This is a genomic window from Tautonia sp. JC769 (assembly GCF_040717455.1).
Classification (GTDB): Bacteria; Planctomycetota; Planctomycetia; order Isosphaerales; family Isosphaeraceae; genus Tautonia.
This window is the reverse complement of the sequence record NZ_JBFEFH010000029.1, coordinates 68,245-80,260: the sequence shown is the minus strand read 5'-3', so window position 1 is coordinate 80,260 and position 12,016 is coordinate 68,245. Positions and strand designations below refer to the sequence as shown.

Annotated in this window: 10 protein-coding genes; 2 read left to right on the top strand and 8 right to left on the bottom strand. The window is 69.5% G+C overall.

Annotation, left to right across the window (positions count from 1 at the left end; all coding sequences use genetic code 11):
* Positions 1 to 484 precede the first annotated feature (484 nt).
* On the bottom strand, positions 485 to 907 hold the full coding sequence (locus AB1L88_RS22685; protein ID WP_367098974.1) for a secondary thiamine-phosphate synthase enzyme YjbQ: 423 nt from the start codon (positions 905 to 907) through the stop codon (positions 485 to 487).
* A gap of 216 nt (positions 908 to 1,123) precedes the next feature.
* Complete coding sequence (locus AB1L88_RS22680) at positions 1,124 to 1,570, bottom strand: hypothetical protein (RefSeq protein ID WP_367098973.1); 447 nt, start codon at positions 1,568 to 1,570, stop codon at positions 1,124 to 1,126.
* 438 nt (positions 1,571 to 2,008) lie between these two features.
* On the opposite strand from AB1L88_RS22680, the gene AB1L88_RS22675 reads away from it, so the two are divergent.
* The gene (locus tag AB1L88_RS22675) at positions 2,009 to 2,734 is read left to right on the top strand and encodes a metal-dependent hydrolase (RefSeq protein WP_367098972.1); all 726 of its coding nucleotides are present in this window, start codon (positions 2,009 to 2,011) and stop codon (positions 2,732 to 2,734) included.
* A gap of 30 nt (positions 2,735 to 2,764) precedes the next feature.
* Here AB1L88_RS22675 and AB1L88_RS22670 read toward each other — a convergent pair whose 3' ends face one another.
* The 3 genes from AB1L88_RS22670 to AB1L88_RS22660 form a co-directional block, all read right to left on the bottom strand.
* On the bottom strand, positions 2,765 to 3,478 hold the full coding sequence (locus AB1L88_RS22670) for a Uma2 family endonuclease (RefSeq protein ID WP_367098971.1): 714 nt from the start codon (positions 3,476 to 3,478) through the stop codon (positions 2,765 to 2,767).
* A gap of 150 nt (positions 3,479 to 3,628) precedes the next feature.
* A complete protein-coding gene (gene dxs, locus AB1L88_RS22665; protein WP_367098970.1) occupies positions 3,629 to 5,590 on the bottom strand; it encodes a 1-deoxy-D-xylulose-5-phosphate synthase in 1,962 nt (653 codons plus the stop codon).
* A gap of 2 nt (positions 5,591 to 5,592) precedes the next feature.
* Entirely contained in the window at positions 5,593 to 6,507 is a 915-nt protein-coding gene (locus AB1L88_RS22660) for a polyprenyl synthetase family protein (protein ID WP_367098969.1), read from the bottom strand.
* A 593-nt stretch (positions 6,508 to 7,100) separates the two neighbouring features.
* On the opposite strand from AB1L88_RS22660, the gene aroB reads away from it, so the two are divergent.
* Positions 7,101 to 8,270 (top strand): 3-dehydroquinate synthase, encoded by a 1,170-nt coding sequence (aroB, locus tag AB1L88_RS22655; RefSeq protein WP_367098968.1) that lies wholly within the window; start codon positions 7,101 to 7,103, stop codon positions 8,268 to 8,270.
* 5 nt (positions 8,271 to 8,275) lie between these two features.
* Here the strand turns inward: aroB and AB1L88_RS22650 are convergent, their stop codons facing one another.
* From AB1L88_RS22650 to AB1L88_RS22640, 3 genes are all read right to left on the bottom strand, one after another.
* Positions 8,276 to 9,640, bottom strand: a complete 1,365-nt coding sequence (locus AB1L88_RS22650) for an outer membrane protein transport protein (RefSeq protein ID WP_367098967.1) — start codon at positions 9,638 to 9,640, stop codon at positions 8,276 to 8,278.
* Positions 9,641 to 9,721: 81 nt separating this feature from the next.
* Complete coding sequence (locus AB1L88_RS22645; protein WP_367098966.1) at positions 9,722 to 10,627, bottom strand: transporter; 906 nt, start codon at positions 10,625 to 10,627, stop codon at positions 9,722 to 9,724.
* A 24-nt stretch (positions 10,628 to 10,651) separates the two neighbouring features.
* Positions 10,652 to 11,854, bottom strand: a complete 1,203-nt coding sequence (locus AB1L88_RS22640; RefSeq protein ID WP_367098965.1) for a hypothetical protein — start codon at positions 11,852 to 11,854, stop codon at positions 10,652 to 10,654.
* Between the last annotated feature and the right edge of the window lie 162 nt (positions 11,855 to 12,016).

The window sequence follows — 12,016 nt, the reverse complement described above, 5'->3', positions numbered from 1 at the left end:
AGCGAAGGCCGCCGAGGCCAAGGCATGCTGCGCCGAAGCGAAGGCGTGCTGCGACGAGGCGAAGTCGTGCAGCGATGAGGCCAAGGCATGCTGCGATGCCAAGACGGCGGCCTGACCCGCGTCGCTTCGTCGCGGGAACGCCTTCGTGCGACCTGATTGGTCCCGTTGCTTCCCGTCCTCGCATCAGGATGCGGGGGCGGGAGTTCAGGTGACTGGCTGGCCCCAGGTCGGCCGAGCCAGGACTCGCCTCAAGGGATTCGAACACGTCTTCGAGAGGCGAGGTGTCCGCGAACGGCCTACGGTGCTGTCCTGAGAGGGACGCTCGTGGGCCGCACTCGCTCATACGAGGCTTCGAGGCGAGGAGCCTCGCATGAATCAGGCTCCCCCAGGACCGGTCTCCGCGCAGGCATCGCCACCGAGATCGACACCGTCCCGCCGAACGCCGGAGGGGGTCGCCGCTATCTGCCCGAGTCGCGCGTGAGGCTCAGGAGCGTTCTCCCATCACGCTCACCGTGACGCGACGGCGATGCGGGTGGGCCCGATGCTCCCAGAGGAAGATCCCTTGCCAGGTGCCCAGGTCGCAACGGCCCCCGGCAATCGGGATCGTCAAGGATGTCTGCGTCAGGATCGACCGGATATGAGCCGGCATGTCGTCCGGGCCTTCGAGCGTGTGCCGGAAGATGGGGTCGCCGTCGGGCACCAGTCGCGCCGTATAACGCTCCAGGTCCGAGCGAACACTCGGGTCGGCATTCTCGCAGATGATCAGCGACGCGCTCGTATGATGCACGAAGACCGTGCACAAGCCCTGATCGATGCCAGACCGGGCCACGATCCCCTGAATCTGGTCGGTCAGCTCCGACGTGCCCCGACCTCGCGTGGAAATCTGCATCGATTCTGAATGAATCATCGACGAATCCGCTTTCAATCGCTCGATGGGACATCTCGTCGCGCGAGACGCCGAAACGCCGGTCGGTCCCCGCCCCCCCGCCGAATCGTCGTCGGCGACGGAGCAAGAACCGGCCCCCGGCGTTTCGGGCAGATGCGTCTCGCGAACCGGGGGGAACCGGGCCGGTCCCGGCCTCGCCCGCAGCGTGTCGCGGATCCGGGACCGGAGCGGCCCCGCTCAGGAGTTCGGCTCGTCGACACCCGGGTCAGCCGGTTCGGGCTCGACCGGGGCCGGTTCGTCCGCCGGCTCGTCGGCCGGGGCCGGCTCGTCGGCGGGGGCGGGCTCGTCGGCGGGCGGCTCGACGGTGGTCGGCTCGTCGATCGGGGCCGGCTCGTCGATCGGGGCCGGCTCGTCGATCGGGGCCGGCTCGTCGGCCGGGCTGGTGGACGATCCGCCCGGAGAGGCGACGGCATCGCCGGGCATGCCGCGCATCAGGCCGGAGCGGTCCATCCCGCCCGGCTCGTCACCGGGCATCGCCGGATCGCCGGGCATCCCCGGATCGGCGGGATCGACGGTCTCGATCACGGGTTCGTCGGCCGGGCCGGAATCGCAGCCGGTGAGAAGCAAGGCGCCGCCCAGGGCGAAGCTGGTCATCCAGGCAAGTCGGTTGTTCAGTGCAGGCATCGCGTTGCAGCTCCCTTGGTTCGGAGGCTTGAAGAAGAATGGGCCGTCGCGATTCCCGGAATCGACCGGGCATGGTGGAGGATTCGCGAGCGGCCGTGAGAGTCCCGGCCCGGGGGCCGACTCCACTCTCCTCTCTTCCCGGTACGCAAACGGCATCCCAATCCGTTGGTTTTCTCGCGAGGGACGGGAATTTCGATCGCTCCCGGCCGGGCCTCGGCCGCCGGCTCGGCCCGATGGATCGGGTTGCCCAGGCCGCCTCGTGCCGTCAGAATGCAGGCGTCTCGACCAACGCCCCTGCCCTCCCGGTCATGTGTTGATGATCGCCCACCCCGCAAGCATCGCCGCCCTTGCCCCGATCGGGTGGAACCCCGTGCCCCCGGGAGGGCCGGGCCCTGGCGTCGATCGCGCAACTGGAACCCCCCGGGAGCCTCGCTCGCAATGGATTTTCAAGGCGTCCGCATCACCTGGCTCGGCCACTCGACCTTCCTGATCACCTCGCCCGAGGGCCAGACCCTGCTGGTCGACCCGTTCCTGGCCAACAACCCGAAATGCCCGGAGGAATTCTACAACGTCAGTTGCGACGCGATCGCCATCACCCACGGCCACGCCGACCACCTGGCCGACGTGTTCTCGGCGGCCAGACGCTGCTCGGGCCAGATCGTCGGCATGTACGACCTGACCGGCTGGCTCGGCTCGAAGGGGATCGACGGCTCCAGGCTGCTCGGCATGAACAAGGGGGGATCCGTCTGCCTCGGCTCGCCGAACATCGCCCTGACGATGACCGACGCGCGCCACTCCTCCTCCTGGACCGAGCAGGACGGCACGATCGTCTACCTCGGCGAGGCGGCCGGCTACGTCGCCACCTTCTCCAACGGGTTCAAGCTCTACATCGCCGGGGACACCTGCCTGTTCGGCGACATGTCGTTGATCCGGGAACTCTACGCCCCCGACGCCGCCATCCTCCCGATCGGCGACCACTACACCATGGACCCCCGCGCCGCCGCGTTTGCCTGCCGGTTGCTCGGCGTCAAGGCGGTCATCCCATGCCACTACGGCACCTTTCCCCCCCTGATCGGCACGCCGGATCAGTTGCGGGCACAGATCGGGCACCTCGGGCTTTCGACGGAAGTCTTCGCCCCCGAGCCGGGCGGGGTGGTCGCCTGATCGTCCCGTCTGGTTCTTCAGGCCTGTCACTCAGCCCCGGAGGCGATCGACGAACGCCGCATGCTCAGGGTCGGCGAGCCCGGCCCCGAGCGCGGCCAGCACGGCCGTCAGGTCGCCCCGGAGCAACGCCGACGGATCGAGCCAGAGGCCGGGAAACACCGTACTGCGCAGCCGACCCCGATCGTCGGCGGGGATCAGCTCGTAGCGGTCGTCCCTGAGCACCCGCCAGTCGATCGCTCCGTCGAGCACCCGCCAGGTGAGATATTCCCTCACATTGCTGCGCCGATACACCTGGAGCTTCGCGTTCAGGTCGAGGCTCACGCTGCTGGAGGCGATCTCGACGACCAGCTCGGGAGCGCCCTCAATGTAGTCGTCGTCCGAAATCCGGGCCTGGCCCCCCCGGGAGGGGTCGATCATCAGGAGAATGTCGGGCTGAGGCTCGTTATCAAGGTCGAGCCGGACAGTGGCGTTGTCGGCGACGAGAACCCCTTGCGTCGCGGCCTCGTACGTCCCGAGCCAGGTGACCAGGTGGGAGTGGGGCCGCCCATGGTTTCGGAGACGAACGGGAGAACCCATGTAGACGACTCCCTCAATCAGTTCGGCCTTCTTCAGCTCGGGCATCGCGTCGTAGCGACGTTCGAACTCGGCGCGGGTCAGCCGGTCGCCGTTTTCGAGGGGAGGGAGGGGACGGACCGATGACCCGGTCCGACCAGGCCCGGTGGTCGTGCTCGCTGCGGTGGCCATTGATCGCGGCTCCCCGGTGATCGGTTCGGTCTGCGTTGGCGCGAACCCTCGACTCCATTCTACTGGCCCGGGGGCGTCGGGGCGAAGACGCCACCGGGCGGCGTGCGAAGGAGCGCGACAAACCGGAGCGGTCCGGCCCGGTCCGACCAATCAGCCTGCCGAGCGGCCGGGGGCGGCCGCGGATTCGTCGGCCTCGCCGCTGATGCCGAGGTGCTGGGCGAGTTCAAGGCAGGCGCGGACGATGCCATCGACGTCGAGGCCGACCTCGGCGAGCTGCTCGTCGCGCTCGGCGTGCAGGACGAAGCGGTCGGGCAAACCGAGGCGACGGACGTGCGCCGTGTTCCGCCCAGCCTCGTTGGCGGCTTCCAGGACGGCCGAGCCGAAGCCGCCCATCAGGCAGCCTTCCTCGATGGTGAGGACGAAGCCGCACTCGTCGAGCGCCTTGAAGACGGTCGCCGTGTCGAGCGGCTTGGCGAACCGGGCGTTGATGACGCCGATCCGCAGGCCGTGCTCGTTGCGGAGCCGTTCGGCCGCGCGGAGGCAGTCGGGCACCTGGGCCCCGAGGGCCAGCAGCATGCCGTCGGTCTCCCATTCGAGCACCTCGGCCTGGCCCAGCTCGATCGGCTGCGGGTCGCGCTCGACCTCCTCCAGGTTGGCCTTCGGATACCGGATCGAGACGGGGTGGTCGTGCGCCAGCGCCCAGTCGATCATCGGGGCCACGTCCCGGGCGTCGCCGGGGGCCATGACGACCATGTTCGGGAAGGGTCGCATGTAAGCCAGGTCATACGTGCCGTGGTGCGTCGGGCCGTCCGAGCCGACCAGGCCGGCCCGGTCCATGCAGAAGACGACCGGCAGATCCTGCAAGGCGACTTCCTGGAAGATGTGGTCGTAGCCCCGCTGCAGGAAGGTGCTGTAGATGTCCACCACCGGCCGGGCGCCGGCCTTGGCCATGCCGGCGGCGAAGGTCACGGCGTGGGCCTCGCAGATGCCGACGTCGAAGAAGCGGTCGGGGAAGCCCTCGCGAATCTTCTGGAGCTTGTTCCCCTCGCACATGGCGGCGGTCAGCACGGCGACCTTCGGGTCGCGGCCGAGGGCGTCGTACAGGGCGTCGGCCACGGCGTTGGTGTACGCCTTCGTCGACGACGTCTTCAAGGGGATGATCCCTTCCTCGCAGCGCTGGAAGGGGGCGGGGGCGTGGAAGGAGACGGGGTCCTTCTCGGCCGGCTCGAAGCCCCGGCCCTTGTCGGTCAAGACGTGCAGGAGGATCGGCCCCTCCATCGCCTTGACCTTCTCCAGGTAGGTCTGGAGCGTCTTCAGGTCGTGGCCGTCGATCGGGCCGAGGTAGGTGAAGCCGAGCTCCTCGAAGATCATGCCGCCGTGGACGCTGGCCTTCACCGCGTCCTTGAACTGCTGCAACAGGCGGTCGGCCTGGTCCCCCACCAGCGGGATGCTCGGCAGGAGCTTGCGCACGAGCTTGTTGGCCCGGTTGTACTCGGGGGTCATGCGGGCCTTGTCGAGGTAGTAGGCGATGCCGCCCACACGGGGGCAGATCGACATCTTGTTGTCATTCAAGATGACGAGATAACGCTTGCCGTGGCTGTGACCCGCCGCGTTGTTCAGCGCCTCGTAGACGACGCCCGAGGGGAACGCGCCGTCGCCGATCACCGCCACGCTGTAGCGATCGGGGTGGCCGGTGACGATGTCCCCGGCGTGCAGGCCCAGCGCGGTCGAGGGGGCGCACCCGGCGTGCCCGGTCATGAACAGGTCGTACGGGCTCTCGCTCGGGTTGGGGTAGCCCATCAGCCCCCCTTTGGTCCGGATCGAGTGGATCTGGCCCGCGCGGCCGGTGATGAGCTTGTGGGGGTAGATCTGGTGGCCGGTGTCCCAGATCAGGCGGTCCCGGGTGAAGTCGAAGGCCAGGTGCAGGGCCAGGCAGAGCTCGACGACGCCGAGGTTGCTGGCGAAGTGGGCCGAGCGGCGGCCGACGACGCCGATCAGCTCCTCGCGCATCTCGGAGGCCAGGCGCTCGAGGTCGTGCTCCGAGAGCCGGTGCAGGTCGGCCGGCGATTGGATGCGGGGGAGGATCGGACTCGGACTCGGGGGGGTGCTCATCGTCAACGGTCCCTTTCCAGCAGATCCAGGGCCAGGGCCCTCAGTCGGGTGCCGCGGTCGCCCAGCGGCTCCAGCGCCGCGACGGCGTCCTCGGCCACCTGGCGGGCCCGGCGTCGGCTGCCCTCGATACCGAGCAGGCCGGGATAGGTCCACTTGCCCAGGCCCGAGTCCTTGCCGACGCGCTTGCCGAGCTTGGCCTCGTCTCCCTGGACATCGAGCAGGTCGTCGATGATCTGGAAGGCCAGGCCGACGCCCCGGCCGTAGCGATCGAGGGCGAGCAGGGCGTCGTCATCGGCGCCGGCGGCGATGGCCCCCATGCGGAGGCTCGCGCGGAGCAGGGCCCCGGTCTTGCGGCGGTGGATGGCCTCCAGCGCCTCGACCGTCGCGTCGGATCGCCCTTCGGCGGCCAGGTCGGCCATCTGGCCGCCGACCATGCCGTTCGGCCCGCAGGCCTCGGCCAGCTCCAGGCAGCAGCGGGCGGCGGCCTCGCCGGGCCGGATGTCCCGGGCGATCACCTCGAAGGCGAGCGCCTGCAGGGCGTCCCCGGCGAGGATCGCGGTGGCTTCGTCGAAGGCGCGATGGCAGGTCGGGCGCCCCCGGCGGAGGTCGTCGTCGTCCATCGCGGGCAGGTCATCGTGAATCAAGGAATACGTATGCACCATTTCCAGGGCGCAGGCCGCGGGCAGGGCCCGATCCGGGTCGCCTCCCACGGACTCGGCCGCCATCAGGGCGAGGATCGGCCGCAGGCGCTTGCCGCCCCCGAGCAGGCTATACCGCATGGCCAGCAGGAGCCGGGAGGGGCATTCGGCGTCGGCCGGCGGGTCGTCGGGCAGGTAGCGGTCCAATGCCTCGTCCACTCGCCGCCGGGCATCCCCGAGGAACGCGGCGAGGTCAACGGCGGTGCTCGGGCTACTCATGGGCGGAAGGTTCTGGAGCGAGAGGGGGACGACCCGCCGGTCGACCGGCCCTTGGGGTCTCTAGCTTAACTTAAAGCGTGTTGATTGGCCTGTGCAGAACGCCTTTCCCAATCGGGAGCGCGGATCGGCGGGCTTCTCGACATTGTTGGCATTCGTGCCTCGATTGTCCACCCGCCAGCGTCGCGCCACCCCGAGGAATCTCGCCCCTGCCATCCCCCCATCCGCCCCGCCCGGCCTCATTCTCGGCCCGACCAGCAAACTCCCCCCGGGCTCGGCATCCGCCGGCGGTTCCTCGCACCGTCGCCAAGGCCGATGTCACCCCGCCCGACACCGCCGCCCGTGATGGCGCGAGACGCCGCTCCGCGAACCGATTCCCTCTGCTCTTCCTCCCCTCCCTTGTCCGCGTCTCCGCGTCCCTGCGCGAGGTCCCCCCTCCCCCCCTCCGCCGTCGAAAGCTCGATGCGCCCCTCGGCGTGCGCCCTTCGCTTGACCGCCTCCGGAGCCGATCGCTACAGTTGCCCTTCATCAAAGCACACGGGCGGCGGGATCGGATCGGTTCGACGCCGCGATCCGCAACCCTTCGAGGCCCCGCCGTGACCGACGCCCCCCCTCCCCCTCCCCCTCCGCCCGATCCCGCCCCGCAGCCCCGGACCGTCCACGTCCCCCTGGGCGAACGCTCGTACGACATCCGGATCGTCTCGGGCGCCCCGGAGGGCTTCGGACCCTTCGCCCGAGCCGCCCTGGAGGCGACCCGGGCGGGCCGGGGATGCCGCGTCGCGCTGGTCATCACCGATACGAACGTCGAGCCGATCGCCGAGCCCTTCGCCCGGTCCCTGACCGCGCAGGGGATCGCCGCCGAGACGGCCGTCATCCCCCCGGGAGAGGCCAGCAAGTCGCTCGACCGGGCGGCCGCGCTGCTCGATCGCCTCATCGCCATGCGGGCCGACCGGCACGCGGCGGTCGTGGCCATCGGCGGCGGGGTCGTGGGGGACCTGGCCGGGTTCGTCGCGGCGACGTATGCCCGGGGGGTCCCTTTGCTCATGGTCCCGACGACCCTCCTGGCGCAGGTCGACAGCTCGGTCGGCGGCAAGGTGGCCGTGAACCGGCCGGCGGCCAAGAACATCGTCGGCAGCTTCCACCAGCCGGTCGGCGTCTGGATCGACACCGAGAGCCTCATCAGCCTGCCCCCCCGAGAGCTGCGCTGCGGGATGGCCGAGGTGGTCAAGTACGGCCTGATCCTCGACGCCCCCTTCTTCGACCTGGTCGAGCGCGACGCCACGGCCCTCTTGACGCTCGAACCCGAGGCCGTCCGGCGGGTCGTCGCCCGCTGCTGCGAGCTGAAGGCCGAGGTCGTCTCGCAGGACGAGCGCGAGGAGACCGGCCTCCGCGCCGTCCTGAACTTCGGCCACACGATCGGCCACGCCATCGAGGCCGTCGCCGGCTACGGCGGCGCCTTCCAGCACGGCGAGGCCGTCTCCGCCGGCATGGTCGCCGAGGCCCGCCTGGCCGAGCGGCTCGGCTGGATCGACCGCCACCTGACCGACCGCCTCGCCCGGGTCCTCGATCACCTCGGCCTGCCGACGACCGCCCCGGGGCTCGACCCCTCGGCCCTCCGCGACGCCATGACCCTCGACAAGAAGAACCGGGCCGGCCGCATCCGCTACGTCCTCCCGCGGTCGCTCGGCCGGGTCGAGCTGACCGACGCCCCGACCGAGGCCGACCTGATCGCCGTCCTCGCCGAGCTGACCGCCCCGGGCCGCTGATCGCGTCAGTACGGGGCGGCGACCGGAGATCCGGCCTCCCCGCCGGAGGCGATCCGAGGCGGGTTCTTCGGCGCCCCGTACTGGATCGTCAGGCCGGCGAGGATCGAGTCCACCTGGCCATCCATCCGGGCGCTGGAGCCGGGAATCTGGGCGATCGGCCCCTCGATGTCGTTGCGGAACGCGTGGACCCAGCCGGCCGAGAAGACGATGTTCTCGTTCAGGCGGAGCGAGGCACCAAGGGACAGCGAGTGCTGCAGGAACCCCGGCGCCTGGACATTGAACAAGGTCTGGACCTCGTTGATCGGGTTCTCGTTGAACAGGTAGCCGCCGCGGATCGTGAGGTGCTCCGTGAGTTGATACTGCCCGCCGACCGCCACGGCGAAGATGCTGTTCCAGTTCAGGCCGCCGCTCTGGAGCGAGTCGCCCCACATGGCGGCATTGCCGTAGTCGAAGTAACGCAGGTCGACATCGATCAGGAGCCGATCGATCCCCTTGTAGGCGACGCCCCACGAGTAGATCGCCGGGACTTCGGCCTGAATCCCGATCCGGCGGGGAGACAGGTCGGGGTTGAAGCTGTTGTACGACCATTTCTCCTGCCAGACCGGGCTCTTGTACGAGAAGCCGACGTTCCACGAGGGGGTCAGCTCGTAGAAGAGGCCGATCTCGAAGCCGGCCCCCCAGAAGGGGCGCGAATTGGTGGCGGGCGGGAACGTCGGGACGCCGAACTGGTCCGGCGGGCCGGGCGCGAAGAAGCCCGGGCTGAACTGGACGGTGCCGGTCGAGATGACGGGGGCCAGGGCGACCGCGAGCCGGTCGCTCGCCCGGTACGACGCCATCGGCTTGATCGAGAGCAGGGCCGTGTTCGCGTAGATCGGGCCCAGCCCGAAGAACTCGGGCGGCTGCCGGGGGCCGAGGGGCGGGGTCGAGTAGCTCCCGGCGAAGTTCACGTTCCCCCCGACCAGGCCGAAGATCCCCAGGCCCATCGTGATCGGCGACTCGGGGCGGAGCCGGAACGAGCCGCCGACCGCGAGGTTACTCGCCACCCCGCTGTCGCTCCGGGAGGTGCCGAAGCGGCCGGTCGTGGGGAAAGTCCCGTTGATCGCCCCGGCCGGCAGTGCCCCCGAAAAGTGGATGCTCGGGATGATCAACTCCGAGCCGAGCAGGACCTCATCCCGCTCCAGGAAGCTCAGCGTCGCCGGGTTCCAGTAGCTGGAGCCGAAGTCGACCGGGGCCGCCGTCGAGGCACCGGCCATCGCTCGGTTGATGGGGCCGGCACCGGGTGAAACGACCCCCTGAGCTCGGGCCTCACACGCGACGAGGGGGATGATTCCCGAGAACAGCAGCACTCTGAGGACGCGAGACGGATTCATGAGCATCACCCTCCCCTGGATTCGCCCGTTCAGGATCGTGCTCACTCGGAATGCCCGGAGTGAGCCCCTCTCGCTTGAGACTCAGAACCGAACCCCGAAACCGACGTTGACGAGCACGCCCTGCGTCTGATCGTTGATGCCGAAGGCCACCACGCTGCCGACCTCGAAGTTCGGCGTGATGAGGTAGTGCAAACCCGTGTCGATGAATTGCTTCGAGAAATCCCCATCCTTATCCTGGGACATGACGCTGAAGTACTCGACATGGGTGAACCAGCGCTTCTCGCGTCCGAAGGGGATCCGCAGCACCGTCGAAGGGGCCCAGAGCGCGAAGCCGTCCTCCCCCTCGCGGTCGGTCCCGAAGCGGACGGACTGGTCGAGGGTCCAGCCGTTCGGCAGGCGCCAGCCCCAGACGTAGCCGAGCCGCATCTGGCTCCTGCCCTCGATCGAACCGACCGGTGTGTGGGCCTGTGCCAGGAAGGCGCTATGGGGCATCAGCCGAAAATCGGGCCGCTGGCGCGTGAGCTGGTACTTGGCGCCGTAGTAGACCTGCTGCTCGGCGTTGATGCCGAAGGCGCTGACGATGTTCCCCTCGGCGACCTCGGAGGCCGGGCCGGTCTCGAAGTTGTAGCCGAACCGGAGTTCGAGGCGATCGCCGACGCCATAGCGCAGGATGGATTCCGGGAAGCTGTGCTTGGTGCCTTCGTCGCCGATATTGATGTAAGAGTACGCCGATTCGACGATCAGGCGGCCGCGGCCGGGGGCGAAGGGGGCGAACGTGAACGAGTTCCGATCGGTCTCGATGAACTCCTCGCGGGCTTCGACCTCGTCCCCCGGAGCAGCCGGGGGCTCGTCCCAATTCAGGAGGAGGTCCCCGAGCGATCGGGATTCCTGGCCGCTCGCCGGGGAGACAGCAAGGCCGACCGCCAGGCCGGAGGCGAGGGCCACACGCCCGAATCGCCGCATGGGGGCCAGGAGAAGCGACAGCATCCGAGGATCCTCCGTGACTCGGGCTCAGAATCCGACCGGGAGCGTGAGGAGGGGGCCGGCCCTGCTCGGTTCGTTGAGTTGGAGATTGAAGAGCGCCTGGATCATGGCGAGGGTCGCCTTCGATCGCTTGTCCGCAGCCGGGATGAAGTACCAGTAGCCCTGGTACTCGATCGCGACGGCCACGTCCTGCCCCTTCGGGCGCTTCTCCTGGACTCGGACGCGGAAGAGATCCCCCGTCACGCAGGTCCAGTCGAACACGAGGCCGTCGGGGCCGACGGTCTGGGCCGCCAGGCCCCGGAGGGCGTGTTCCTCGGGCACCTCGACGCCTTTCGACAGGAAGGTCAACATGTCCAGGAGCGTCCTGGTCCGCACGTCGACGGAGTCGAGGGCGTCCGGGAAGGGGTGGAGCCCGCCCGTCCCGAAGACGTCCGATCGCCGGACTTCGAATTCGAGCCTCCTCGGGTCGAGCTGCAGCAATTGCCGCAGTCCCTCGGACTCGGGCCAACCCCGAGAGGCCGGGTCGAAGGCCAGGACGTATCGCGATTCGGTCCGGGTCAGCACCAGCGCATCCGGCCGATCCGCGGGGCGGAACTCGAGCGCGTTGCCGGCGGCCTGGACGAGGTCGGCCCCGTCGACGCGATCCGACGCGATGGGGGGGGAGACGACCTCGGGGACGTCGGCCGAGGCCAGTCGGACCATCCGCTCCCGGCGCAGGAACCCGGCGAGGCGAACCATCTCGGGGAACATGGTCGGCGTCGGGACGGTCGTCGGGACGATCTGCTCGGCGGCGGGAGCATTCTCCAGGCCGTTGATCTCGCCGATCATCACGAGGAGCACGTCCTCGAGGGCCCATCCGTTGTTGGCCAAGAGCCCCAGGGCCGTGATCCCCACGGGCGCGACCATCGCCCGGGTCAGCTCGGCGGGGTCGCGGGGGGTGTAGCTGAGCGTGGGCGCGTCCCGGAACTGGAGCCCGACATCGCCGAAGTTGGTCAGGTTCGCCGAGTCCCGCTCCCGGCCGGTCGTGAAGCCTCCGCTTCCCTGGATCTCGAACTGGCTCGTGATGGCCGAGACGTCGAGGAACGACGGGAGGTCTCCGTATCGGAGCCGCACGACATTCCGCAACCACTGCTGCTCGGTCGTCTCGTGAACGGCCTGGTCGTACCGGAGCCGGGTCAGTTCGAGGCTCCGGGGCCCGATGCAGCCCTGAGCCGTGAGGAGGAGGACCACCACCCCCAGGGCGCAGGGCGGATAGGACGCGACGAGGCCGCGGCGAGCACATCGTACCCCTGGTCTCGTCCCCCCGGTCGCCACGGCATGCTTCCCTTCGCCTTGTGGGCCCGATCGGCCCCAGCCGCGACCGACCGCCGCGGCGCAGGAATGGGATGAAGC